This is a genomic window from Pseudomonas sp. NFIX28, assembly GCF_900107395.1.
Lineage (GTDB): Bacteria > Pseudomonadota > Gammaproteobacteria > Pseudomonadales > Pseudomonadaceae > Aquipseudomonas.
The window spans coordinates 149681-170031 of record NZ_FNPW01000008.1; the positions used below are offsets into that span (position 1 = coordinate 149681).

The 20351-nt window shown below is 65.3% G+C and carries 20 protein-coding genes; 10 read left to right on the forward strand and 10 right to left on the reverse strand.

All coding sequences use genetic code 11. The features are described from left to right. Positions 1-49: 49 nt before the first annotated feature. From BLV20_RS17020 to BLV20_RS17060, 9 genes are all read left to right on the forward strand, one after another. Positions 50-805, forward strand: coding sequence for a heme ABC transporter permease (locus tag BLV20_RS17020; RefSeq protein ID WP_092303386.1), 756 nt, complete (start codon positions 50-52; stop codon positions 803-805). Further along, positions 802-978: a heme exporter protein CcmD gene (gene ccmD / locus BLV20_RS17025; protein ID WP_009047727.1), complete on the forward strand. Its 177-nt coding sequence runs from the start codon at positions 802-804 to the stop codon at positions 976-978. The genes BLV20_RS17020 and ccmD overlap by 4 nt, the downstream gene beginning before the upstream one ends. Then, the gene (gene ccmE, locus BLV20_RS17030) at positions 975-1430 is read left to right on the forward strand and encodes a cytochrome c maturation protein CcmE (RefSeq protein WP_092303388.1); all 456 of its coding nucleotides are present in this window, start codon (positions 975-977) and stop codon (positions 1428-1430) included. The genes ccmD and ccmE overlap by 4 nt, the downstream gene beginning before the upstream one ends. 3 nt (positions 1431-1433) lie before the next feature. Next, the gene (locus tag BLV20_RS17035) at positions 1434-3422 is read left to right on the forward strand and encodes a heme lyase CcmF/NrfE family subunit (RefSeq protein ID WP_092303390.1); all 1989 of its coding nucleotides are present in this window, start codon (positions 1434-1436) and stop codon (positions 3420-3422) included. Then, positions 3419-3955: a DsbE family thiol:disulfide interchange protein gene (locus tag BLV20_RS17040; protein WP_092303392.1), complete on the forward strand. Its 537-nt coding sequence runs from the start codon at positions 3419-3421 to the stop codon at positions 3953-3955. The genes BLV20_RS17035 and BLV20_RS17040 overlap by 4 nt, the downstream gene beginning before the upstream one ends. Next, positions 3952-4422: a cytochrome c-type biogenesis protein gene (locus BLV20_RS17045; protein ID WP_092303394.1), complete on the forward strand. Its 471-nt coding sequence runs from the start codon at positions 3952-3954 to the stop codon at positions 4420-4422. The genes BLV20_RS17040 and BLV20_RS17045 overlap by 4 nt, the downstream gene beginning before the upstream one ends. Next, positions 4419-5621, forward strand: a complete 1203-nt coding sequence (gene ccmI / locus BLV20_RS17050; protein ID WP_092303396.1) for a c-type cytochrome biogenesis protein CcmI — start codon at positions 4419-4421, stop codon at positions 5619-5621. The genes BLV20_RS17045 and ccmI overlap by 4 nt, the downstream gene beginning before the upstream one ends. Positions 5622-5632: 11 nt before the next feature. Further along, positions 5633-6034 (forward strand): hypothetical protein, encoded by a 402-nt coding sequence (locus BLV20_RS17055; RefSeq protein WP_092303398.1) that lies wholly within the window; start codon positions 5633-5635, stop codon positions 6032-6034. 114 nt (positions 6035-6148) lie between these two features. After that, positions 6149-7291: a hypothetical protein gene (locus BLV20_RS17060; RefSeq protein ID WP_092303400.1), complete on the forward strand. Its 1143-nt coding sequence runs from the start codon at positions 6149-6151 to the stop codon at positions 7289-7291. 6 nt (positions 7292-7297) lie between these two features. On the opposite strand, the gene BLV20_RS17065 is transcribed toward BLV20_RS17060, so the two are convergent. Next, the gene (locus tag BLV20_RS17065; protein ID WP_092303402.1) at positions 7298-8197 is read right to left on the reverse strand and encodes a LysR family transcriptional regulator; all 900 of its coding nucleotides are present in this window, start codon (positions 8195-8197) and stop codon (positions 7298-7300) included. A gap of 83 nt (positions 8198-8280) precedes the next feature. Next, positions 8281-9489 carry an MFS transporter gene (locus BLV20_RS17070; protein WP_092303404.1) on the reverse strand — a complete coding sequence of 403 codons (1209 nt, stop codon included), beginning with the start codon at positions 9487-9489 and terminating at the stop codon, positions 8281-8283. Positions 9490-9752: 263 nt separating this feature from the next. Between BLV20_RS17070 and BLV20_RS17075 the strand changes: the two genes are divergently transcribed. Further along, a complete protein-coding gene (locus BLV20_RS17075; RefSeq protein WP_092303406.1) occupies positions 9753-10382 on the forward strand; it encodes a DUF5666 domain-containing protein in 630 nt (209 codons plus the stop codon). Between the two features lie 160 nt (positions 10383-10542). Here BLV20_RS17075 and BLV20_RS17080 read toward each other — a convergent pair whose 3' ends face one another. The 8 genes from BLV20_RS17080 to gcl form a co-directional block, all read right to left on the reverse strand. Then, entirely contained in the window at positions 10543-11541 is a 999-nt protein-coding gene (locus BLV20_RS17080; RefSeq protein WP_092303650.1) for a sulfate ABC transporter substrate-binding protein, read from the reverse strand. Between the two features lie 105 nt (positions 11542-11646). Next, positions 11647-12495, reverse strand: coding sequence for an ion transporter (locus BLV20_RS17085; protein WP_092303408.1), 849 nt, complete (start codon positions 12493-12495; stop codon positions 11647-11649). Between the two features lie 21 nt (positions 12496-12516). Further along, positions 12517-13440, reverse strand: coding sequence for an urea transporter (locus BLV20_RS17090; protein ID WP_092303410.1), 924 nt, complete (start codon positions 13438-13440; stop codon positions 12517-12519). A 162-nt stretch (positions 13441-13602) separates the two neighbouring features. After that, positions 13603-15018, reverse strand: a complete 1416-nt coding sequence (gene pyk, locus BLV20_RS17095) for a pyruvate kinase (RefSeq protein ID WP_092303412.1) — start codon at positions 15016-15018, stop codon at positions 13603-13605. Next, positions 15008-16288, reverse strand: coding sequence for a glycerate kinase type-2 family protein (locus tag BLV20_RS17100; protein WP_092303414.1), 1281 nt, complete (start codon positions 16286-16288; stop codon positions 15008-15010). The genes pyk and BLV20_RS17100 overlap by 11 nt, the downstream gene beginning before the upstream one ends. Positions 16289-16460: 172 nt before the next feature. Continuing rightward, the gene (locus tag BLV20_RS17105; protein ID WP_092303416.1) at positions 16461-17351 is read right to left on the reverse strand and encodes a 2-hydroxy-3-oxopropionate reductase; all 891 of its coding nucleotides are present in this window, start codon (positions 17349-17351) and stop codon (positions 16461-16463) included. Positions 17352-17505: 154 nt separating this feature from the next. Next, a complete protein-coding gene (gene hyi / locus BLV20_RS17110) occupies positions 17506-18288 on the reverse strand; it encodes a hydroxypyruvate isomerase (protein WP_092303418.1) in 783 nt (260 codons plus the stop codon). 116 nt (positions 18289-18404) lie between these two features. Then, the gene (gene gcl / locus BLV20_RS17115) at positions 18405-20180 is read right to left on the reverse strand and encodes a glyoxylate carboligase (protein ID WP_092303420.1); all 1776 of its coding nucleotides are present in this window, start codon (positions 20178-20180) and stop codon (positions 18405-18407) included. Between the last annotated feature and the right edge of the window lie 171 nt (positions 20181-20351).

Here is a 20351-nt window from a genome sequence, read left to right on the forward strand (position 1 = left end):
AAGACCCTGGCTGTGCGTGACAACGCGCGGCACCCGTGATGGAAACAGTATGAACTGGACCTGGTTTCATAAGCTCGGCTCACCCAAGTGGTTCTACGGCATCAGCAGCAGGCTGTTGCCCTGGTTGAGCATTGCAGCGTTGCTGCTGATCACCGTCGGCGCCATTTGGGGCCTGGCCTTCGCGCCGCCGGACTATCAGCAAGGCAACAGCTTTCGCATCATCTATATCCATGTACCCGCCGCGCTCCTGGCCCAGTCCATCTACGTGATGCTGGCGGTATGCGGGGTGGTCGGCCTGGTGTGGAAGATGAAACTGGCCGATGTCGCCTTGCAGTGCGCCGCGCCCATCGGCGCCTGGATGACCGCTGTGGCGCTGGTCACCGGGGCCATCTGGGGCAAGCCCACCTGGGGCTCATGGTGGGTGTGGGATGCACGACTAACGTCCATGCTGATCCTGCTGTTCCTGTACTTCGGTCTTATTGCTCTGGGCAACGCCATCAGTAATCGTGACAGCGCGGCCAAGGCCTGCGCGGTGCTGGCGATCGTCGGCGTGATCAACATCCCGATCATCAAATACTCGGTGGAGTGGTGGAACACCCTGCACCAGGGGGCGACCTTCACCCTCACCGAAAAGCCGGCGATGCCTGTCGAGATGTGGCTGCCGCTGCTGCTGACGGTGCTGGGGTTCTATTGTTTCTTCGGTGCCGTGCTGTTGCTGCGCATGCGCCTTGAAGTGCTCAAGCGCGAGGCCCGCGCCAGTTGGGTCAGGGCCGAAGTGCAAAACAGCCTGGAGGCCGCCCGATGAGTTTCGCTTCCTTCGCCGACTTTCTCGCCATGGGCCATCACGGCCTGTATGTCTGGTCAGCCTACGGCATCTGCCTGGTGGTGCTGGTCCTCAACGTGGCGGTGCCGTTGCTGGCCCGCAAGCGTTACCTGCAACAAGAGGCGCGTCGTCTGCGCCGGGAGAACAATCAGTGAATCCGCTGCGTAAAAAGCGTCTGTTGATCATCCTCGGCGTGCTGGTGGGCGTGGGCGTTGCCGTCGGCCTGGCGCTGAGCGCCCTGCAACAGAACATCAACCTGTTCTACACCCCGACCCAGATCGCCAACGGCGAAGCCCCCCTGGACACGCGGATTCGCGCCGGCGGCATGGTCGAGAAGGGCTCGCTGCAACGTTCGGCCGATTCGCTGGACGTGCGTTTCGTGGTCACCGACTTCAACAAGGGCGTGACCATCACTTACCGCGGCATCCTCCCGGACCTGTTCCGCGAAGGGCAGGGCATCGTTGCCCTGGGCAAGCTCAACGCCGACGGCGTGGTGGTGGCCGATGAAGTGCTGGCCAAGCACGACGAGAAATACATGCCGCCGGAAGTGACCAAGGCCCTGAAAGACAGCGGCCAGTCGGCGCCGGTTCCGGCGAAGGAGGGCTGAGCAATGACTTCCGCACTCTTCATTCCCGAGCTCGGCCATCTGGCGATGATCCTGGCCCTGTGCTTTGCCCTGGTCCAGGCCGTGGTGCCGCTGCTCGGTGCCTGGCGCGGCGACCGCTTGTGGATGAGCCTGGCCCAGCCCGCGGCCTGGGGACAGTTTGCCTTCCTGACCTTCGCCTTCGGTTGCCTGACCTACGCCTTCATGGTCGATGATTTCTCGGTGGCCTATGTCGCCAGCAACTCCAACAGCGCCTTGCCCTGGTACTACAAGTTCAGTGCGGTGTGGGGCGCCCACGAAGGCTCGTTGCTGCTCTGGGCGTTGATCCTCGGTGGCTGGACCTTCGCCGTGTCGGTGTTCTCCCGGCAGTTGCCGCAAGTGATGCTGGCGCGGGTGCTGGCGGTGATGGGCATGATCAGCACCGGCTTTTTGCTGTTCCTGATCGTCACGTCCAACCCCTTCGCGCGGATCCTGCCGCAGGTACCCGGCGATGGCCGCGACCTCAACCCGCTGCTGCAGGACATTGGCCTGATCGTGCACCCGCCGATGCTCTACATGGGTTACGTCGGTTTCTCCGTAGCCTTCGCCTTCGCCATCGCCGCCTTGCTCGGCGGGCGCCTGGATGCGGCCTGGGCGCGCTGGTCGCGGCCCTGGACCATCGTCGCCTGGGCGTTCCTCGGCATCGGTATCACCCTCGGTTCCTGGTGGGCCTACTACGAACTCGGCTGGGGCGGCTGGTGGTTCTGGGACCCGGTGGAAAACGCCTCGTTCATGCCATGGCTGGTGGGCACCGCGTTGATCCACTCGCTGGCGGTCACCGAAAAGCGCGGCGTGTTCAAGAGCTGGACCGTGCTGCTGGCGATCGCCGCGTTCTCCCTGAGCCTGCTGGGAACCTTCCTGGTGCGTTCCGGGGTGCTGACCTCGGTGCATGCCTTCGCCTCGGACCCCGAGCGCGGCGTGTTCATCCTGATCTTCCTGCTGTTCGTGGTCGGTGGTTCGCTGACCCTGTTCGCCCTGCGCGCGCCGGTGGTCAAGAGCCAGGTCGGCTTCAATTTGTGGTCGCGGGAAACCCTGCTGCTGGGCAACAACCTGGTGCTGGTGGTGGCGGCCTCGATGATCCTCCTGGGCACCCTGTACCCGCTGGTGCTGGACGCCCTGACCGGAGCCAAGCTGTCGGTCGGTCCGCCGTACTTCAATGCGCTGTTCATCCCGCTGATGGCGCTGCTGATGGTGGTGATGGCGGTCGGCGTGCTGGTGCGCTGGAAAGACACTCCGGTCAAATGGCTGGCGAGCATGCTGACCCCCGTGCTGCTGGGCAGCGCCGCGCTGGCGGTGGTGGCCGGTATCGCCTACGGCGACTTCAACTGGGCGGTGCTGGCGACCTTCATGCTGGCGGCCTGGGTATTGCTCGCCGGGGTTCGCGACATCCTCGACAAGACCCGCCACAAAGGCCTGCTCAAGGGCCTGCCGGGCCTGACCCGCAGCTACTGGGGCATGCAGCTGGCACACCTGGGTATCGCGATCTGCGCCCTGGGCGTGGTGCTGTCGAGCCAGAACAGCGCCGAGCGCGACCTGCGCCTGGAGCCGGGCGAATCCATGGCCCTGGCTGGTTATCACTTCGTCTTCGAGGGCGCCAAGCATTTCGAAGGCCCCAACTTCACCTCCGACAAGGGCACGGTGCGGGTGGTCCGCGACGGCAAGGAAATTGCCGTGCTGCACCCGGAAAAACGTCTCTACACGGTCCAGAACTCGGTGATGACCGAAGCCGGGATCGATGCCGGTTTCACCCGTGACCTCTACGTGGCCCTCGGCGAGCCGCTGGGCAACGGCGCCTGGGCCGTGCGGGTGCACGTCAAGCCGTTCGTGCGCTGGATCTGGTTCGGCGGCCTGCTCACCGGTCTCGGTGGCCTGCTGGCGGCCCTCGACCGGCGTTATCGGGTCAAGGTAAAAACCCGGGTGCGCGAAGCCCTGGGCATGACAGGAGCCACTGCATGAGACGCTGGATAATGTTGTTGCCGCTGGCGCTGTTCCTGCTGGTGGCGGTGTTCCTGTATCGCGGCTTGTACCTGGACCCGGCCGAGCTGCCGTCGGCGATGATCGGCAAGCCGTTCCCGGAGTTTTCCCTGCCGTCGGTGCAGGGCGACAAGACCCTGACCCGCGCCGACCTGCTGGGCAAGCCGGCGCTGGTCAACGTCTGGGGCACCTGGTGCATTTCCTGCCGGGTCGAGCACCCGGTGCTGAACAAGCTGGCGCAGCAGGGTGTGACCATCTACGGCGTCAACTACAAGGACGTCAACGCCGATGCCTTGAAGTGGCTGGCCGAATTCCACAACCCCTACCAGCTGGATATCCGCGACGAGGAGGGCACCCTGGGCCTGAACCTTGGGGTGTACGGCGCGCCGGAAACCTTCTTCATCGACGCCAAGGGCATCATCCGCGACAAATACGTCGGGGTGATCGACGAAGTGGTATGGCGCGAGAAGCTGGCCGCCAAGTATCAGGCCCTGGCCGACGAGGCCAAGCCATGAAGCGCTGGCTGGCCGCTGCCCTGCTGGGCCTGTGCATCGCCGGCGTGGCCCACGCCGCGATCGATACCTACGAGTTCGCCAACGACGCCGAGCGCGAGCGTTTTCGCGAGCTGACCAAAGAGCTGCGCTGCCCCAAGTGCCAGAACCAGGACATCGCCGACTCCAATGCGCCGATCGCCGCGGACCTGCGCAAGGAAATCTTCCGCATGCTCGGCGAAGGCAAGGACAACCAGCAGATCATCGACTTCATGGTCGACCGCTATGGCGACTTCGTGCGCTACAAGCCGGCCCTGACCGGCAAGACCGCCTTGCTCTGGTTCGGCCCCGCCGGCCTGCTGCTGGGCGGCGTGGTGATCATCGCCGTGATTGTCCGGCGTCGCCGCGTACAGCGCAGCGACAGCCCGAACACTCTTTCTGCCGAGGAGCGTCAGCGCCTCGACCAACTGTTGGATAAAGACCGCGAATGATTGATTTCTGGCTCGCCGCAGGCCTGCTGCTCCTGGTAGCCCTGAGTTTTCTGTTGATCCCGGTCCTGCGCGGCCGCCGCGCCCAGCGTGAAGAGGATCGTACCGCGCTGAACGTGGCGCTTTACCAAGAGCGCGTGGCCGAGTTGCAAGGCCAGCAGGCCGAAGGCGTGCTCAGCGCCGAGCAGATGGACAGCGGCCGCGCCGAAGCCGCGCGCGAATTGCTGGCCGACACCGAGGGTGCGGAACCGGCTGGGGTATCGCGCCTGGGCAAGCCGCTGCCATTGCTGGCGGCGGTGCTGGTGCCGGTATTGGGCCTGGCCCTGTATCTGCATTTCGGCGCCAGCGACAAGGTCGAGCTGACTCGTGAATTCGCCCAGGCCCCGCAATCCATGGAGGAAATGACCCGCCGCCTCGAACGCGCGGTCGCCGCCCAGCCGGACTCCGCCGAAGGCCTGTACTTCCTTGGCCGTACCTACATGGCCCAGGACCGCCCGGCGGACGCGGCGAAGATCTTCGAACGCACCGTGGCCCTGGCCGGTCGCCAGCCGGAACTGCTCGGCCAGTGGGCGCAGGCGCAGTATTTCGCCGACGGCAAGAAATGGTCGGACAAGGTCCAGGCCCTGACCGACGAAGCGCTCAAGGCCGATCCGAAGGAAGTCACCAGCCTTGGCCTGCTGGGCATCGCCGCTTTCGAAGGCGAGCGTTATCAGCAAGCCATCGACTATTGGAACCGCCTGCTGGCGCAACTGCCGGCGGACGACAACTCGCGGGCCGCGCTGCAGGGCGGTATCGACCGGGCGACCGAGAAGCTGCTGGCCAGCGGCGGCCAAGTGGCCCAGGCGCCTGCGCCCAAGGCCGCCGCGCTGCTCAAGGTCCGCGTCGACCTGGCCGCCGATCTCAAAGCCAAGGTGCAGCCAGGCGACAGCGTGTTCATCTTTGCCCGCGCCGTTTCCGGGCCGCCGGCGCCGCTGGCGGCCAAGCGCCTGACCGTGGCCGACCTGCCAGTGACCGTCGAGCTGGGAGACGCCGACGCGATGATGCCGCAGTTGAAACTGTCGAACTTCCCGGAAGTCCAATTGGTGGCGCGCGTTTCCCGTGCCGGCCAACCGACCGCCGGCGAGTGGGTCGGTCGCAGCAAGCCCCTGGCCAGCAGCACCACCGCGCCGCAACAACTGACCATCGACAGCCCGGATAAATAAGAGAAGCCGCCATGACCGCCATTGCTCGTACCACCCTGTTAACACTGGTCCTGGGGTTGAGCGCCTGTGCGGTCCAGCAGCCGACGCCGCCTGGGGCTCCGCCACCGATTCCGCCTGCGCAGCCCAGCACCAAGCCGACGCCAAGCACCCCGAGCAAACCTTCCACGCCGATCAAGCCGGCCAAGCCGCTGCCGCGCACTTCGGCAAGCTTCGCGCCGCCACCGGGCGGTAACAGCCACTGGGACCCGCGCCTGGGTGTCTATGTGCTGGATAACCAGACCAACACTTTCTACCGCCAGCGCACCTATTACCGCTGGAACAACGGCTGGAGCCGCTCCATCAGCCCCAACGGGCCATGGGAAGAAACCGACATCCAGGGCGTGCCCTCGGGCTTGGGGCGCCAGTTCCAGTAAGCGGCTACCTGTAGGCGGCTGCCACTGGGCGGGCGACGGGCCGGTCCGGTTCAAGCAGCCGATTGGATGGCCGATACATCGGGGTGTTCCTGAGTATCGCCATCCGAGCGCCTGATGAAGAAAAGCCTGAACAAACCCTATTTCGCGCCCATGGCCTTGTGGCTCTGCGTCGTCGCTGTCTTGCTCGCCGTGCATGGCTTCGCCGATGCCGAAGTGCCGCAGCTGATTTACTTCTCCCTGGCACCGGCGTCTCTGCTGGCGCTGCTGATCTTCCTCTACTACTTCTTTTGCTGGATCTTCATTTCGGTCTTTCCCCTGGGCGAGATCGGCTGGAAGCGCGCGGACTACGGCTGGCTGTTGCTGGCTTCGCTGGCGCTGATCAGCGAGACCCAGAACGTCAGGACCGAATGGTTCCAGAGCGATTATCGACTGGCCGAATCCTATGAAGCCTCGACCCAGAGACGCCTCAAGGCCGACATCGACGACCTGCTGGGGCCGGAGCACTGCCGTGCCGCTGCGACTGTCCATAGCGCCGCCGATGCCGAGCAGGTGAACGAACTCTGTCAGCGCTTTGCCTCCTTGGAGAGAACGGCGCAGGGGCGGCTGACGCCGCTCTCGGTGGGTACCGTGGTCCAGGCGCTGGATGAGATTCGCGCTCGCTATTCGGCGCCGCCGGTATTGGCCTGGCTCGGCCGGCTCGATGAAACCCTTGGCGACCAGCGCAAGGCCCGTGGCGAGGTTTCCAGGCTGCATGAGCTGACCCGCGCGACCAATGCCGAGACCGTGTATCGCTACTTCGCTCCGGTGTTGCTGGTGTTCGCCCTGGCGCTGCGTGCCTCCAAGGTCACTGGCGAGGTGCTGCTCAAGGCGCCGCGTAAACGCAAGGTGTGGATGATCGTCAACCGACGCATGGTGATCGACGGCCTGGGGTTTGTTCGCGGTGCCCGCAGCCGTTTCGACGAGGCGCTGCGCAACTGGCGCGTGGCGAAGTGGGACGTGGTGCACCTGGCCTGTCCGTTCCTGCCCGAGGTCAGCGCGGTCGATGCCAAGGTCGCTGTGCTGCCCGGCTTCTATGAAAACGAATTCCAGCTGGCGGCGATCGACACCTTCGAGCAGTGCGGGTTTGTCCAATGGGCGGCCGCCCAATCGATCGAAACCTTGTATCTGGTGGGCGAAACCGATCCTTCGCTGATTGAACGGGTGCAACGCTGGGGCGAGGCGGCCAAGGTCGAGGTGTTGGTGCGTGGGCGAATCTGACGTCGCTCAGCCCTGAGTGGCGTCCGCGCGGGCCAGCAGCAGCTGCACATATTCGACGAAGGCCCGGGCCTTGGCGCTGGCCAGCCGCCCGGTAGGGAACACCGCCCATAACTCCTGGCGAGGCAGCGCCCAGTCCGACATCACTTCGCGTACCGCGCCGCTGGCCAGCTCGGGCGCGAACATCCATTGCGAGGCCATGGCCAGCCCCTGGTGGGCCAGCACCGACTCGCGCAAGCCCTCCGCGGCGCTGACGCGAATCCGCCCGCGGACCGTCACCGACTGCTGTTCGGCGCCGCGCTCGAACCGCCAATGGGCACCGCCGCCGAGGCTGTAGATGATCGCCGGGTGCCTGCCCAGGTCGGTGGGGCTGGCGGGTTCGCCGTAGCGGGCGAAGTAGTCCGGGGTGGCCAGCACCACGCGCCGGCATTCGCCGATCTGCCGCGCGGTCAGCCCGGAATCGCTCAGGGGTCCCATGCGCAGGGCGACATCGATACCGGCTTCCACCAGATTGATGTTGTGGTCATCCAGCACCACGTCGATATCGAGGTCGGGGTGGCGTTCGAGAAAGGGCCCCAGGTGCGGGACGATATGCAGGCGAGCGAAGGTCACCGCCGCGCAGACCCGCAGCGTGCCGCTGAGCCCCGCGCCGGCACCGCGCGCCGCCAGATCGGCTTCGTCGGCCTCTTCTATGGTCCGCCTGGCGCGCTCGAAAAACGCCATGCCGGCCTCGGTGGGCGTCAGGCCACGGGTCGAGCGCAGCAACAGCCGTACCGCCAGCCGCGCCTCCAGTTGGGCGATGGTTTTCGATACGGCCGGCTGGCCGATACCCAGCAGTCGGGCGGCGGCGGAAAAGGAACCGCTTTGCACCACATGAACGAAGGTTTGCATGGCTGCCAGCCGGTCCATTGGGACTCCTTGTATTTGCAGGTCGAGCAGGGGGCCAGTACGCTGCCGGGCCCCGCTTGTCGCAAGCCGGGGGCCGGATGCGCTCAGGCGGTAACGGGCAGCGCCTTTTGCGAACGACTCAAAAAGCACAGCAGCGCCAGCAACGGCAAGGCGCTGCCGACGCCGACTATGCCCAGCCAGCCGGCGTGTTCGTACACCGCGCTGGCAATAGACGAGCCGACGGCGCCGCCGATAAAGATGCTGGTCATGTACAGCGCATTCAGGCGGCCGCGGCTATGGGCGTCGAGCGCATAGACCGCGCGCTGGCCGAGGACCATGTTCATTTGCACGCAGAAATCCAGGACCACGCCGGTCACCGCCAGGCCGATGACGCTGTAGGCCGGGTGGATAAAGGCCGGCAGGAAACTCAAGGCGGCGAACAGCATGGCCAGCAACGAGGCGACGCGGGTGTGGCCGGCGTCCGCCAGGCGGCCGCTGATAGGGGCGGCGATGGCGCCGATGGCTCCGACCAGGGCGAACAGGGCGATCTGGCTTTGCGACAGGCCATGGTTGCGCGCCAGCTCCAGCGGTACCGCGGTCCAGAACAGGCTGAAAGTGGCGAACATGCAGGCCTGGTAAAACGCCCGCTGGCGCAGCACCGGTTGCTGGCGCAGCAGGCTGCCCAGCGAGCCCAGCAATTGGCCGTAGGTGGCGCTGTGGGCGGGCTGGCGCTTGGGTACGGTCAGCAGCAGGAGCAGGCTGATGGCGGCCATCAACACGGCGGCGGCGATAAACATCGCGCGCCAGCCGAACAGGTCGGCGACCACGCTGGACACCGGGCGCGCCAGCAGGATGCCCAGCAGCAGGCCGCCCATGATGCCGCCGACCACCCGGCCACGGGATTCCTCGGGCGCCAGGTGGGCGGCCAGGGGAATCAGGATCTGCGCCGACACCGAGCTGAAGCCGATCAGCAGCGAAACCAACAGGAAGGCATTGGGCTGTTCGGCGAACCCCGCGCCCAGCAGGCTGGCGATGGCCAACAGGCTGGTCAGGATCATCAGCCGGCGGTTTTCCAGCAGGTCGCCCAGCGGCACCAGGAAAAATAGGCCCAGGGCGTAGCCGATCTGGGTCAGGGACACGATCAGGCTGGCCATGGCGCTGCTCAGGCCGATGTCCGGGGCGATCAGTTCGATGATCGGCTGGGCGTAGTAGAGATTGGCGACGATGGCGCCGCAGCAGAAGGCGAACAGCAGCACCATGCCGCGGGTGATGTTCGTGGTGGCGGCAGGCAGCGCCTGGGTTCTCGACGTCATGACGGTTCTCGTTGCAGCGAAAGGGATGCGGGCGAGGCTAAAGGGCTGGCCCGTGGCACGGTAGAAGCTGACGAGCGATAGCACTCATGCCCAAAAGGAATAAATGCCTGGCCAGAGCCGGCCGAGAGCGGCAGTGACGGCCGGTGTCGCGCTGCGATGATACATTTACTTACATTCACTTCCATAGTTCGCTCATTGTGCCGCGGGCGCTGGAATGCTTTCTTTCGACGTCGGCGTCACCGTTCACCACAGGGAGCCCGTCCATGAAACCATGTCTTCGCCGCCTGCTCGGCGGCGCCCAAGCGATCACCCTCGGTGCCCTGCTGGTCATCAGCGCGGCCCAGGCCCAGGAAGCGCCAGGCATGCGCATCGGTGTGCGCGGGGAAATCACCAGCATTGCCGGCGACGTGGTGCGGGTCCAGGCCAATAGCGGCGAGAACGTGAGCATCAAGCTCACGCCGCAGACCCAGGTCCGTGCCGTGACGCTGGCCAATATCGAGGACATCAAGCCCGGTAGCTACATTGGTTCGGCCGCCGTGCCGCAGGCCGATGGCAGCCTCAAGGCGCTGGAGGTCCATGTGTTTCCAGCGCAGATGGCCGGCACCGGCGAGGGCCACCGGCCCTTCGACCTGGTCAAGGGCTCGAGCATGACCAATGGCCACGTCGGCGACCTGGTGGTGAGCAACGGGCGGATCCTGACCGTCAACTACAAGGGCGGCCAGCAGAAGATCCTGGTGCCGGACGATGTGCCCATCGTCAACCTGGCCCCGGGCGACCGCAGCCTGCTCAAGGCCGGGGTCAAGGTGGCGATGTTCGTGTCGCAGAGCGCGGACGGCACACTCACCGCGCAGTCGATTGCCGCCGGCAAGGATGGGGTGGCGCCACCGATGTAGCGCTTAGGCGCGCCTATCGCCGCGCAGGCCCCCTGCGTATCGGGCTGCGATTCGCCCGGGGGGCTTCAAGCCCAGGCGGTACGGCCCTGCCGGGCCGCGGATGCTGGCCACTGGCATAAAAAAAGCGACCCGGGGGTCGCTTTTTTTTGGCCTTGGGGCGTTATTTCCCGCCGTAGATCTGATCGAAGATCCCGCCATCGTTGAAGTGGGTCTTCTGCACGGTGCGCCAGTCGCCGAAGGTTTTCTCCACCGAGAGGAAGTCGACTTTCGGGAAGCGGTCGGTGTACTTGGCGAGGATTTGCGGGTCGCGGGGGCGCAGGTAGTTGTTGGCGGCGATTTCCTGGCCTTGCGGCGACCACAGGTATTTCAGGTATTGCTCGGCCACGGCGCGCGAGCCTTTCTTGTCGACCACCTTGTCCACCACCGATACCGGCGGCTCGGCTTCGGCGGAGACGCTTGGATAGACCACTTCGAACTGATCGCGGCCGAATTCGCGGGCGATCATTTCCGCTTCGTTCTCGAAGGTCACCAGTACGTCGCCGATCTGGTTGGTCATGAAGGTGGTGGTGGCGGCGCGGCCGCCGGTGTCGAGCACCGGTGCCTGCTTGAACAGCTTGCCGACGAAATCCTTGGCCTTGTTCTCGTCGCCGCCGTTCTTCAGCACATAACCCCAGGCCGACAGGTAGGTGTAGCGGCCGTTACCCGACGTCTTCGGGTTCGGCACTATCACTTGCACGCCATCCTTGAGCAGGTCCGGCCAGTCTTTCAGGGCCTTGGGGTTGCCCTTGCGCACGATGAACACGGTGGCCGAGGTGAAGGGCGCGCTGTTGTTCGGCAGGCGCGTGACCCAGTTGTCCGGCACCAGCTTGCCGTTGTCCGCCAGGGCGTTGATGTCGGTGGCCATGTTCATGGTGATGACGTCGGCCGGCAGGCCGTCGATCACCGAGCGCGCCTGTTTGCTGGAGCCGCCGAAGGACATCTGCAGCGTGATGTTCTCGTTGTGCTCGGCCTGCCAGTGCTTCTGGAAGGCTGCGTTGTAGTCCTTGTAGAAGTCTCGCATCACGTCGTAGGAGACGTTGAGCAGGGTCGGGGCGGCCTGGGCGACGCTGCCCAGTGCCAGGCCGGCGGCCAGGAGAGAGGCGCTAACGAGTTTTTTCACCGCACATTCCTTTTTGTTGAGCATGAAATATCGAGAGTGAAGGCAATTTGCCGCCGACTATAGCCGGGGACCATATATCTCTTTAAAGATTAAAAAGTACTTTGCTTATTCCGTTTTGTGCGCGACTTTCGGAAACAGCGCATTACCGCAACGCGAGCAGAACGCGGCGCCGTGTTCATGGTTGTTTTTACTGCACACCGGGCAATTGTGCTTGAGCTGTTCGCCGCGCATGGCGTTGGCCAGCTCGGCGGTGAAGATCCCGGTGGGCACGGCGATGATCGAGTAACCGGTGATCATCACCATCGACGAAATGATCTGCCCGATCACGGTCTTGGGCACGATGTCGCCGTAGCCGACGGTGGTCAGGGTGACGATAGCCCAGTAGATGCCTTTGGGAATGCTGGTGAAGCCGTGTTGCGGCCCTTCGACCACGTACATCAGGGTGCCGAACACCGTCACCAACGTGCTGACGCTGAGCAGGAACACCAGGATCTTCTGCTTGCTGCCGCGCAAGGCGTCGAGCAGGTAGTGGGCCTGCTTGAGGTAGGGGCCGAGCTTGAGCACGCGGAAGATGCGCAGCATGCGGATCACGCGGATGATCAGCAGGTACTGGGCGTCGCTGTAATACAGGGCGAGAATTCCCGGCACGATGGCCAGAAGGTCCACCAGCCCGTAGAAGCTGAAGGCGTAGCGCAACGGCTTGGGCGAGCAATACAGGCGCAGGCCGTATTCGACGGCAAAGATCAGGGTAAAACCCCATTCGATATAGGCCAGCACATTGGCGTAGTTCTGGTGCACCTCGTCAATGCTGTCGAGGATCACGATCACCAGGCTGGCGAGGATGATCAACAATAGAATGCTGTCGAAGCGCCGACCGGCCACGGTGTCGGTCTGGAAAATCATCACGTAGAGACGTTCGCGCCAGCGCCTGTTGTTGTCCGTGTTGCTGTCCATGTTGTTCGCCTGAATCGAAGGTCAGCGAAGCCTAGGGGGATTGCCCCCGGTAGCGCAAGGCGTGCTGTCCGCGGCCGCCTGGCGCAGCACCCGCAGCGCGGCGCGGACCAGCCAGCAGGCAAGGATAAAGGGCGCGGTGAGCGCGGGCAGGCCAAGCGCGGCGAAGCCTGGGGCAAGCAGCAGCGCCAGGAGCATGCCCGGCAACGCCAGCCAGGATCGGCGGCGGTCCTGGCTCAGTGCCAGAGCCACCAGCGCGCTGTTGTAGCCGCCAAGGCCCAGCAGGGCGTCGGCGGGGGCCTGTTGCAGCAGGGCGAAGCCCAGGCCCGCCGCCGAGCCGAGCAGGGCCCAGGCGGCCGCGCGGCGATCGGCCGCCAGCAGCCCGAGGGCGATCAGCGCCCCGGCCAGCGGATGCTCGAGGAACATCACCTGGCCAAGCCCCTGGATGAGTGCCTGCAGCAGTTCCAGCACCCCGGGCTCGACCCAGGGCGCGCTGGCGCTGGCGGGCAACGGCGCGGCCAGGTCCAGGAGCAACCAGCCGAGGCCGACGAAAGGCGCGGTGTAGGCCGGCAGGCAGTGTGGGTCGCGGGCGCGCTTGAGCCATTGCCGGGTGAGGATCGCACTGACTCCGCCGCAGGCGATGATCAGCGGCGGCAGCAGCACCGACCATTCGAACCGCAGGCTCAGCAGCAGGCCGAGCAAGACCCCGTTATAGCTGAACAGCCCGGCCTGCCGGTCGGCCTTGGCATAGCCCCGGCGCTGCGCGGTGAGCAGCCCGGCCACGCCGCCCAGCAGCGCACCGCCGAGCAGCGCCGGAGCGGTCAGGAGGATGGCCAGCATGCACAGCAGGCCGCACAGCGGATGGCGCTGCAGGAAGATCTGGCTGAAGCCGTTGAGCAGCGCAGTGGCCCAGTCGGGGCAATGCGCGTTGAAGTGTTCTGAAGGCATGAAGGTGGCTCTTGTAGCCGCTGCCGAGCACAGCAATGCTGCGATCGGGCGCGTAGCGGCCGTCAATCAGGCAATGCCGTGTTCCAGGCAAGTCCCGTGCTCGAGCCTGGCGAAGACTGCGTTTTCGAGCGCAGCCTCGCAGGCTCGGCAGCGGCTACAGGCTCAGATCAGGGTTTCGATACGCAGCGAATTGGTCGACCCCGGCTGGCCGAACGGCACGCCAGCGGTGATCAGCAAGGTGTCGCCGCGTTTGGCCATGCCTTGCGCCTGGGCGATCTCCAGGGCCGTGGAGCAGACCTCGTCGACCTGGCGCAGGCGGTCGTTGACCACCGAATGCACGCCCCAGGCCACCGTCAGGCGCCGCGCCGTGGACAGGTTCGGCGTCAGGTTGAGGATCGGCACCGTCGGCCGTTCCCGGGCCGCGCGCAGGCTGGAGCTGCCGGACTCGCTGTAGTTCACCAGCACCGCCACCGGCAGGATGCTGCTGATACGGCGGATCGCGCAGCTGATGGCATCGGACACCGTGGCCTCGGCCTGGGGCCGGCTGACGTCGAGCTGGGCCTGGTAGTCCGGGCCGCTTTCCACCTGGCGGATGATCTTGCTCATCATCTGCACCGCTTCCAGCGGGTACTCGCCGGAGGCGGTTTCCGCCGACAGCATCACCGCGTCGGCGCCTTCGGCCACCGCGTTGGCCACGTCGGTGACCTCGGCACGGGTCGGGGCAGGGGAGAAGCGCATGGATTCGAGCATCTGCGTGGCCACCACCACCGGTTTGCCCAGCTGGCGGCAGGTGCCAATGATGTTTTTCTGGATCTGCGGCACGCTTTCGGCCGGCACTTCGACGCCCAGGTCGCCACGGGCCACCATGATCGCGTCGCTCAGCTCGGCGATCTCGCGCAGTTGGGCGACCGCCGAGGGCTTCTCGATCTTGGCCATGAGAAACGCCTTGTCGCCGATCAGCTCGCGGGCTTCGCGGATGTCCTCGGGGCGCTGCACGAACGACAGCGCGACCCAGTCCACCCCCAGCTCCAGGCCGAATTCCAGGTCACGGCGGTCCTTGGCGGTCAGCGGGCTGAGGTCGAGCACCGCCTGGGGGACGTTGACGCCCTTGCGGTCCGACAGCTCGCCGCCGTTGAGCACCGTGGTGTCGATGGCATCGGCGTGCTTGGCGGTGACCCGCAGGCGCAGCTTGCCATCGTCCAGCAGCAGGTCCATGCCCGGCTCCAGCGCCGTGATGATTTCCGGGTGGGGCAGGTTGACCCGGCGCTGGTCGCCCGGGGTGCTGTCCAGGTCCAGGCGCAGGGCCTGGCCGCGATGCAGCTGGACCTGGCCTTCGGCGAACTTGCCGACCCGCAGTTTCGGGCCTTGCAGGTCCATGAGGATGCCCAGCGGATAGTTCAGCTGTTTTTCCACTTCGCGGATCCAGCGGTAGCGCTGGGCGTGATCGGCGTGGTCGCCGTGGCTGAAATTGAGGCGAAAGATGTTCACCCCGGCCTCTACCAGCTCGCGGATGTCGTCGATGCCGTCAATGGCCGGGCCGAGGGTGGCGAGGATTTTGACCTTTTTGTCAGGCGTCATGTTTGGGGCTCTCGAGAATCAGGATGGCGCGGAAGTCGTTGACGTTGGTGCGGGTCGGCTCGGTGACGATCAACCCGTCCAGGGCCGCGAAGTAGCCATAGCCGTTGTTGTCGTCCAGCTCGTCGCTGGCGCTCAGGCCCAGGGCGGCGGCGCGGGCGTAGCTGTCCGGGGCCATGATGGCGCCGGCGTTGTCTTCGGAGCCGTCGATGCCGTCGGTATCCCCGGCCAGGGCGTAGATGCCGGGCAGGCCCTTGAGGCAGTCGGTGAGGCTGAGGAGGAATTCGGCGTTGCGTCCGCCACGGCCGTTGCCGCGCACGGTGACGGTGGTTTCACCGCCGGAAAGGATCACGCAGGGCGCCGCCAGCGGCTGGCCGTGCAGGACTACCTGGCGGGCGATGCCGGCATGGACCTTGGCCACTTCGCGGGCTTCGCCTTCCAGGTCGCCGAGGATCAGCGGGCTGAAGCCGGCCTGGCGGGCTTTCACCGCGGCGGCCTCCAGCGACTGCTGCGGCCGGGCAATAAGCTGGAAGTGGCTGCGGGCCAGGCTCGGGTCACCGGGCTTGACGGTTTCCGACTCCGGGCTTTGCAGCCAGGTGCGCACCGCTGCCGGGACCTCGATGGCGTAACGCTTGAGGATCGCCAAGGCTTCGGCCGAGGTGCTGGGGTCGGCCACGGTGGGGCCGGAGGCGATAACCGTGGCCAGGTCGCCCGGGACATCGGAAATCGCGTAGGTGTAGACGGTGGCCGGCCAGCAGGCCTTGGCCAGGCGGCCGCCCTTGATCGCCGAGAGGTGTTTGCGTACGCAGTTCATTTCGCCGATGGTGGCGCCGGATTTGAGCAGGGCCTTGTTGATCGACTGTTTGTCCGCCAGGGTGATGCCCGCGGCGGGCAGGGCCAGCAGTGCGGAGCCGCCGCCGGACAGAAGGAAGATCACCCGGTCCTGTGCCGACAGGTCGCTGACCAGCTCCAGCACCCGCTTGGCCACGGCCAGGCCGGCGGCATCGGGCACCGGGTGGGCGGCTTCGACCACTTCGATTTTTTCGCAGGGGGCGCCGTGGCCGTAGCGAGTGACGACCAGCCCGCTGACTTCACCCTGCCAGCAGCGCTCGACCACCTGGGCCATGGCCGCGGCAGCCTTGCCGGCGCCGATGACGATCACCCGGCCGCTGCGGTCGCTGGGTAAGTGGGCTTCGAGGACGTGTTGCGGGTGGGCGGCGTCGATGGCTGTGGCGAACAGCTCACGGAGGAATTGTTGCGGATCGACCGACATGGCGGGCTCCCGGATTTCTTGTTATTCGAGGTGTGGCTGTCACGCAACCTGTAGCCGCTGCCCACGGCTGCGATAAGGTTCGAAGAACCTTCCTGCAATGTGCAAGTGCACGCCTGCTGCGCAGGCGATCGCAGCCTTCGGCAGCGGCTACAGGGGATTTCCTGGCGTTCTCTTACTGGTCGCGGATCGAGAAGTTGGCCATGTGTTCCAGGCCCTTGATCAGCGCCGAGTGGTCCCAGTTGCTGCCGCCGATGGCCGCGCAGGTGCTGAACACTTGCTGGGCGTTGGCGGTGTTCGGCAGGTTGATGTTCAGCTCCTTGGCGCCTTGCAGGGCCAGGTTCAGGTCCTTCTGGTGCAGGCTGATGCGGAAGCCCGGATCGAAGGTGCCCTTGATCATGCGCTCGCCGTGCACTTCGAGGATCTTCGAGGAGGCGAAGCCACCCATCAGCGCTTCCCGCACCTTGGCCGGATCGGCACCGTTTTTCGCGGCGAACAGCAGGGCCTCGGCCACCGCCTGGATGTTCAGGGCGACGATGATCTGGTTCGCCACCTTGGCGGTCTGGCCGTCGCCGTTGCCGCCGACCAGGGTGATGTTCTTGCCCATGGCCTGGAACAGCGGCAGGGCGCGTTCGAATGCCTGGGCATCGCCGCCGACCATGATGCTCAGGGTCGCCGCCTTGGCGCCGACTTCACCGCCGGATACCGGCGCGTCCAGGTATTGCGCGCCTTTCTCGTTGATCTTCGCGGCGAAGGCCTTGGTTGCGGTCGGCGAGATCGAGCTCATGTCGATCACCACCTTGCCCGGGCCGACGCCCGCCGCCACGCCGTCGGGGCGGAACAGCACGTCGTCGACCTGCGGGGTATCGGGAACCATGACGATGATGAATTCGGCTTCCTGGGCCACTTCCTTCGGGCTGGCCAGGGCGACTGCGCCGGCGGCGACCAGGTCGGCCGGGGCGGCATCGTGATGCTGGGACAGGAACAGGCTGTGACCGGCTTTTTGCAGGTTGCTAGCCATTGGGTGGCCCATGATGCCGGTGCCGATGAATCCGATTTTAGCCATGAGAAAATCCTCTCTTGTTATTGCTCTATAAGGTGCGGGGTACCAAGACATCCGTCTCGCGGGCAAGCCTCGCTCCTACAGGAATGCAGGCTCTTGTAGGCGCGAGCGGGCGGCGATCCGGCTTGCCCGCGATGAACGATGACGCGTTGCCCGATCAGATTGCGTTGTGGCTCTTGAGCCAGCCCAGGCCCGCTTCGGTGGTGGTCAGCGGCTTGTACTCGCAGCCAACCCAGCCCTGGTAGCCGATCTTGTCCAGGTGCCCGAACAGGAAGCGGTAGTTGATCTCGCCGGTCCCCGGTTCGTTGCGCCCCGGGTTGTCTGCCAGCTGGATATGGTTGATCGCATCCAGGTGGCCGGCCATGGTCCGGGCCAGGTCACCCTCCATGATTTGCATGTGGTAGATGTCGTATTGCAGGTACAGGTTGCTGCTGCCGACCTGCTCGCGAATCGACAGGGCCTGGGCCGTGTTGTTCAGGTAGAAGCCCGGGATGTCGCGGGTGTTGATCGCTTCCATCACCAGTTTGATGCCCGCGGCCTGCAACTTCTCGGCGGCGTACTTGAGGTTGGCGACAAAGGTCTTTTCCACCGTGGCCTCGTCCACGCCCTGGGGGCGGATGCCGGCCAGGCAGTTGATCTGGGTATTGCCCAGCACCTGGGCGTAGGCGATGGCCAGGTCGACCCCGGCGCGGAACTCTTCGACCCGGTCAGGCAGGCAGGCGATACCGCGCTCGCCTTTCGCCCAATCGCCCGCAGGAAGGTTGAACAGCACCTGGGTCAGGCCGTGGGCATCGAGTTGCGCCTTGATCTCGGCGGAGCTGAATTCGTAGGGGAACAGGTATTCGACACCACTGAAGCCGGCCTCGGCGGCGGCCTGGAAACGGGCGAGGAAGTCCTGTTCGGTGAACAGCATGGACAGGTTGGCGGCAAAACGCGGCATGGTGGTCTCCTGTAGAGGTATCAATCCCTGTAGCCGCTGCCGCAGGCTGCGATAAGGCCGAAGGCCTTCGACGATCCTGAGATCTTGCGCATCCTTCGGCAGCGGCTACATAGGGGTCAGTCGAGCAGGGAAATCGCGGTCGGGGCGTCGTTGCCGACCAGGGCCAGGTCTTCGAATTCGTTGACCGCGTTGATCTCGGTGCCCATGGAGATGTTGGTGACACGCTCCAGGATGATCTCGACGACCACCGGCACCTTGAACTGCTCGAGCATTTCCTGGGCCTGGCGCAGGGCCGGTTGGATGCCCGCCGGCTCGAATACCCGCAGCGCCTTGCAGCCCAGGCCTTCGGCGACCGCGACGTGGTCCACGCCGTAGCCGTTGAGTTCCGGCGCGTTGAGGTTGTCGAAGGACAGCTGCACGCAGTAGTCCATGTCGAAACCGCGCTGCGCCTGGCGGATCAGGCCCAGGTAGGAGTTGTTCACCACCACGTGGATGTACGGCAGCTTGAACTGCGCGCCGACCGCCAGCTCCTCGATCATGAACTGGAAGTCATAGTCGCCCGACAGCGCCACTACCTTGCGGCTCGGGTCGGCCTTGACCACGCCCAGCGCCGCCGGAATGGTCCAGCCCAACGGGCCGGCCTGGCCGCAGTTGATCCAGTGACGCGGCTTGTACACGTGCAGGAACTGCGCGCCAGCAATCTGCGACAGGCCGATGGTGCTGACGTAGCAGGTGTCCTTGCCGAACACCTGGTTCATTTCTTCATACACCCGCTGCGGCTTGACCGGCACGTTGTCGAAGTGGGTCTTGCGTTGCAGGCTCGACTTGCGCTGCTGGCAATCCTGCAGCCAGGCGCTGCGGTTCTTCAGCTTGCCGGCGGCCTGCCATTCGCGAGCGATTTCGATGAACACGGTCAGGGCCGAGCTGGCGTCGGAGACGATGCCCAGGTCCGGGGTGAAGACGCGGCCGATCTGGGTCGGTTCGATGTCCACGTGAATGAACTTGCGGCCCTCGGTGTAGACGTCCACCGAACCGGTGTGGCGGTTGGCCCAGCGGTTACCGATGCCCAGCACCACGTCCGACTTGAGCAGGGTGGCGTTGCCGTAGCGGTGGGAAGTCTGCAGGCCGACCATGCCGACCATGAGCGGGTGATCGTCGGGAATGCTGCCCCAGCCCATCAGGGTCGGGATGACCGGGATGCCGGTCAGCTCGGCGAACTCCACCAGCAGTTCGCTGGCGTCGGCATTGATGATGCCGCCACCGGCCACCAGCAGCGGGCGCTCGGCCTGGTCCAGCAAAGCCAGGGCCTTTTCGACCTGGACCCGGGTCGCCGAAGGTTTGGCTAGCGGCAGTGGCTGGTAGGCGTCGATATCGAATTCGATCTCGGCCATCTGCACGTCGAACGGCAGGTCGATCAGCACCGGGCCGGGGCGGCCGGAGCGCATTTCATAAAAGGCTTTCTGGAAGGCGTAAGGCACCTGGCCCGGTTCCAGGACGGTGGTCGCCCACTTGGTCACCGGCTTGACGATGCTGGTGATGTCGACGGCCTGGAAGTCTTCCTTGTGCAGGCGGGCCCGCGGGGCCTGGCCGGTGATGCAGAGAATCGGGATCGAGTCGGCCGAGGCGCTGTACAGGCCGGTGACCATGTCGGTGCCGGCAGGGCCGGAAGTACCGATGCACACGCCGATATTGCCGGCCTTGGTGCGGGTGTAACCCTCGGCCATGTGCGAGGCGCCTTCGACGTGGCGAGCGAGGACGTGATCGATGCCGCCGACCTTTTGCAGGGCGCTGTACAGCGGGTTGATGGCGGCACCGGGGATGCCAAAGGCGGTATCGACCCCTTCACGGCGCATCACCAGAACGGCGGCTTCGATTGCTCTCATTTTGCTCATGGTTTTGTGCCTCTTACGTTTTGTAATTGTATACAAGTGGCTTTGCGCAGAGTGTATTCACGGCAAGCGTCGCAGGTCAATCCATTTTCTCTAGCGCTTGGGTGCGTTCGTCTGGTGCCGATAAACCGGCAGCTTTTCGTCGGCTGGATAGCTTTGCGGGAATTATTGTAT

Coding starts and splice junctions, on each gene's coding strand:
- gcl (WP_092303420.1), bottom strand. CDS start 20,180: ATGAGCAAAATGAGAGCAATCGAAGCCGCCGTTCTGGTGATGCGCCGT.
- BLV20_RS17055 (WP_092303398.1), top strand. CDS start 5,633: ATGACCGCCATTGCTCGTACCACCCTGTTAACACTGGTCCTGGGGTTG.
- ccmI (WP_092303396.1), top strand. CDS start 4,419: ATGATTGATTTCTGGCTCGCCGCAGGCCTGCTGCTCCTGGTAGCCCTG.
- BLV20_RS17090 (WP_092303410.1), bottom strand. CDS start 13,440: ATGCCTTCAGAACACTTCAACGCGCATTGCCCCGACTGGGCCACTGCG.
- BLV20_RS17020 (WP_092303386.1), top strand. CDS start 50: ATGAACTGGACCTGGTTTCATAAGCTCGGCTCACCCAAGTGGTTCTAC.
- BLV20_RS17045 (WP_092303394.1), top strand. CDS start 3,952: ATGAAGCGCTGGCTGGCCGCTGCCCTGCTGGGCCTGTGCATCGCCGGC.
- BLV20_RS17070 (WP_092303404.1), bottom strand. CDS start 9,489: ATGACGTCGAGAACCCAGGCGCTGCCTGCCGCCACCACGAACATCACC.
- pyk (WP_092303412.1), bottom strand. CDS start 15,018: ATGACGCCTGACAAAAAGGTCAAAATCCTCGCCACCCTCGGCCCGGCC.
- BLV20_RS17040 (WP_092303392.1), top strand. CDS start 3,419: ATGAGACGCTGGATAATGTTGTTGCCGCTGGCGCTGTTCCTGCTGGTG.
- BLV20_RS17085 (WP_092303408.1), bottom strand. CDS start 12,495: ATGGACAGCAACACGGACAACAACAGGCGCTGGCGCGAACGTCTCTAC.
- BLV20_RS17060 (WP_092303400.1), top strand. CDS start 6,149: ATGAAGAAAAGCCTGAACAAACCCTATTTCGCGCCCATGGCCTTGTGG.
- BLV20_RS17075 (WP_092303406.1), top strand. CDS start 9,753: ATGAAACCATGTCTTCGCCGCCTGCTCGGCGGCGCCCAAGCGATCACC.
- BLV20_RS17100 (WP_092303414.1), bottom strand. CDS start 16,288: ATGTCGGTCGATCCGCAACAATTCCTCCGTGAGCTGTTCGCCACAGCC.
- BLV20_RS17105 (WP_092303416.1), bottom strand. CDS start 17,351: ATGGCTAAAATCGGATTCATCGGCACCGGCATCATGGGCCACCCAATG.
- BLV20_RS17065 (WP_092303402.1), bottom strand. CDS start 8,197: ATGGACCGGCTGGCAGCCATGCAAACCTTCGTTCATGTGGTGCAAAGC.
- ccmD (WP_009047727.1), top strand. CDS start 802: ATGAGTTTCGCTTCCTTCGCCGACTTTCTCGCCATGGGCCATCACGGC.
- BLV20_RS17035 (WP_092303390.1), top strand. CDS start 1,434: ATGACTTCCGCACTCTTCATTCCCGAGCTCGGCCATCTGGCGATGATC.
- hyi (WP_092303418.1), bottom strand. CDS start 18,288: ATGCCGCGTTTTGCCGCCAACCTGTCCATGCTGTTCACCGAACAGGAC.